Raw genomic sequence first — 3,364 nt, 5'->3', positions numbered from 1 at the left:
TCATCCCACAGCTTGTCGTCGCAAGGCGGCAACATGGCCACCGCGTGGCCCGCCCGCAGGGCTCCAAGATAGGCGACGACCACATGTTCCGAGGCTTCCGCCGAGATGGCCACGAGCTGCTTTTCGCCTTGTCCAAGCCGCGTGGCGAAGCGCAGCGTGAGGCTGTCGAGTTCCGCATAGGAGAGCGTCCGCCCATCAGGAAAAAGAAGTGCTGTGCGCTGCCCACCACGGGCGATTTCGGACACAAGGTCGACAGAGGGCATGGGCGAGCTTCGAATTGCCGGAAAACTGGTCGAAGCGCCGCCTATAATACATGAGTATTCAAGTCAACTAATAGCGGGAATCATCCCGAGGGTTTTTTACGCGCCGGATAGCCGTTGGCGTGTGGCGGCACGGCCTTGAGATAGGCGGCGATCGCGGCGCGGTCGTCGGCTGTCAATTGCGCCATGTTCCTTTGCACGTCGACCATCGCGCCGCCAACGGAATCGAAGTCCGGTGTGAAGCCGGTTTCGAGATAGTTGGCGATGTCGGCTTCCGACCACTCGCCGATGCCGCCCTCACCCGCTGTGATGTTGGGCACGATGCCCTTGCCTTCGGCGGCCGTGGCGCCGGCCAGCCACTCGGCCTTCTTCACGCCGCCGGCAAAGTCGCGCGGCGTGTGGCATTCGCCACAGTGGCCCGGCCCCTCGACCAGATAGCGGCCGGCCATGACCTTGTCCGCCGCGCCGTCGGCAAGGGCAATCACTGGCTCGGGGCTGAGATAAAGCCGCTTCCACAGGCCGATGCCGCGGCGGATGCTGAAGGGAAAGCCGAGCTTGTGATCAGGCGCCTTGCCGGCGACCGCCGGCAGCGTCTTCATGAACGCGTAGAGGTCGGCGATGTCGGACGGCTTCATGCGCGCATAAGAGGCGTAGGGAAAGGCCGGGTAGAAATGCTCGCCGGAAGGCGAGACGCCCTTCAGCATGGCATCGGCGAAGTCTTGCTCGCTCCAGGCGCCGATGCCGTCCTTGGCGTCCTGCGAGATGTTGGGCGGCACGAAGGTGCCGAACGGCGTCTTCAGTTCGAGGCCGCCCGTGAGTGCTAGTCGGGCATCGCCCTGCGAACCGGGCTTGGCATGGCAGGAGGTACAGCCGCCGGCATAGAAGATGCGCTTGCCCCTGGCGGCATCGCCGGGGCCGAGCTGCGCGACGGTCGCGGCATCAAGTCTGACCGGCGCCGACAGCAACCATGCGGCAACCGCGCCAGCGCCACCCAGAACGAGGGCCGCGCCGACGAGTTTTTTCAGCCAGGCCATTGGCCGGGATCAGCCCTTCTTGATCCTGTAGCTTTGGTGGCAGGTGCCGCAGTCGCCGCCGATCGTGTTGAGCTGCGCCTTCAAGGCATCGACATCGGCTGGCGGAGCCGCGACCGCGGCCTTGACGTCGGCCAGGAACTTGTCCTCGGCCGCGTTGAAGCCGGCCGTATCTTCCCAGATCTTTGGTGCGGCGGTGGTGTCGCCCTTGTCGCTGCCGGCCGGAAAGAACTTCTCGGTGTCCCATTTCTCGCCATTGGCCTGCAGCGCCTGCAACGCCGCCAGCACGGCGGCTGCGTCGAAAGCTTCCTCGCCCTTGACGACCTTCGACAATTGGCCGGCAAGTTTGCCGCGTTCCTTCATCAGGGCCTGGCGATCCTTGATCGGATCAGCGAAGGCGGCCGAACCCGCTACAGCGAGCATAGAGATGGCGAGAACAAGCTTTCTCATTCAATGGCTCCTTGGTGAAGAGAGTGCGCGACTGGACATTAACGGACGGCGCGGCGGAAATATTCCGTCCGCACAGCAACGACTTTCACTTTCCGCTGCAGGCAGAAAAGAAAAGCCCCGGTCGTGCCGGGGCTTTTCGTCAACCAATCAACCTTTCGCCTTTTCGTAAAGCTCGAGGACATAGTCCCAGTTGATGAGACTGTCGACGAAGGCTTCGAGATATTTCGGCCGTGCGTTGCGATAGTCGATGTAGTAGGAGTGCTCCCAGACATCGACGCCGAGGATCGGCGAGGCGCCATGCACCAGCGGGTTCTCGCCGTTCGGGGTTTTCGAGATCGCGAGCTTGCCATCCTTGACCGAAAGCCAGGCCCAGCCGGAACCGAACTGGGTGGTGCCGGCGGCGATGAAATCCGCCTTGAACTTGTCATAGCCGCCGAGGTCGCTGTCGACCGCCGTCTGCAGCGCGCCCGGCAGCTTGGAGCCGCCACCGCCCTTCTTCATCCACTTCCAAAAATGGATGTGATTGTAGTGCTGGGCGGCGTTGTTGAAGAGCCCGGCGTTCTTGCCGAAGGACTGCTTGACGACTTCCTCGACCGAAAGGTCACCCAAGCCGGCTTCCGCGGCGAGCTTGTTGCCGTTGTCGACATAGGCCTTGTGGTGCTTGTCGTGATGATACTCCAGCGTCTCCTTGGACATATAAGGCTGAAGCGCCTCGTAGTCGTAGGGCAAAGCAGGCAGCTCAAAAGCCATGGATGGTACTCCCTCATGGAAAATCCGGTGTCACTACCGGACTAAGATAGGTCTGGAATGATTTGGGACAACTCCGGAATGAAGTGCCGGTTCCCTTTCTAGAGAGGTTCCGGAAACCTGTCACACGGTTTTGCGGCAGGCGGCTGCGTCAAAAGAGAAAGCCTGCCCTCGGATCAGGCGGCGGATGTGGAATGCGCCCAGTCCCAATAGAGCTCGCGCGCCTTTTTGGCGACGGGGCCAGGCTGGAGATTGCGCTCTTCGATGCGGGTGATCGGCACGACCTTGGAATGGTTGCCGGTCGAGAATATCTCGTCCGCTTCAAGGAAATCGCGCACCGACAGCGTCTTTTCGGTGGTCTTGAAGCCGTAGTCGCCGAGCAAGCCTATGGTGCGCGAACGAGTGATGCCGGACAGGAAGGTGCCGTTCGCCGCCGGCGTGAGCACATGGCCGTCCTTGACCAGGAAGATGTTCGAGGTTCCGGTCTCGGCGACATTGCCCAGCATGTCGAGCACCAGCGCATTGTCGAAGCCGCGCATCTTGGCTTCGAGGATGGCGCGGCCATTGTTGGGGTAAAGGCAGCCGGCCTTGGCGTTGGTCGGCATGGTCTCGATGGTCGGCCGCCGGAAAGGTGAGACGGTGACCGAAAAGCCTGCTGGCGAGATCATCGGCGATTCGTAAAGGCAGAGGCAGAAGCGGGTCGAGGCCGGATCGGCCGGCACGCCCATATAGCCGCCATGCTCGGCCCAGTACATCGGCCTGATATAGACCGCCGTCTTGCCGTCGAACTTCTTCAGCCCGTCCCAGGTCAGCCCGACGATCTTCTCGGTGGTCATGGTAGGTTTCAGGCCGAGCGCGATGGCCGAGGCGTTCACC

Annotated in this window: 5 protein-coding genes; all 5 read right to left on the bottom strand. The window is 62.2% G+C overall.

The features are described 5' to 3' along the window. Positions 1 to 263 (bottom strand): AMP-binding protein (locus EOA33_RS28925; RefSeq protein ID WP_145989333.1); only part of this gene is annotated, 263 nt, incomplete at its 3' end. Positions 264 to 343: 80 nt separating this feature from the next. Next, positions 344 to 1,294 carry a cytochrome c gene (locus EOA33_RS28920; protein WP_127407198.1) on the bottom strand — a complete coding sequence of 317 codons (951 nt, stop codon included), beginning with the start codon at positions 1,292 to 1,294 and terminating at the stop codon, positions 344 to 346. 9 nt (positions 1,295 to 1,303) lie between these two features. Next, positions 1,304 to 1,741, bottom strand: coding sequence for a cytochrome c (locus EOA33_RS28915; protein WP_127407197.1), 438 nt, complete (start codon positions 1,739 to 1,741; stop codon positions 1,304 to 1,306). 147 nt (positions 1,742 to 1,888) lie between these two features. Further along, a complete protein-coding gene (locus EOA33_RS28910; protein WP_126055790.1) occupies positions 1,889 to 2,491 on the bottom strand; it encodes a superoxide dismutase in 603 nt (200 codons plus the stop codon). Between the two features lie 173 nt (positions 2,492 to 2,664). Continuing rightward, on the bottom strand, positions 2,665 to 3,364 hold a 700-nt coding region (locus EOA33_RS28905), incomplete at its 5' end, for a branched-chain amino acid aminotransferase (RefSeq protein WP_127407196.1).

The organism is Mesorhizobium sp. M4A.F.Ca.ET.050.02.1.1, from assembly GCF_003997725.1.
GTDB lineage: Bacteria > Pseudomonadota > Alphaproteobacteria > Rhizobiales > Rhizobiaceae > Mesorhizobium.
The sequence above is the reverse complement of the archived record's forward strand: the minus strand, read 5'-3'. Positions and strand labels throughout refer to the sequence as shown.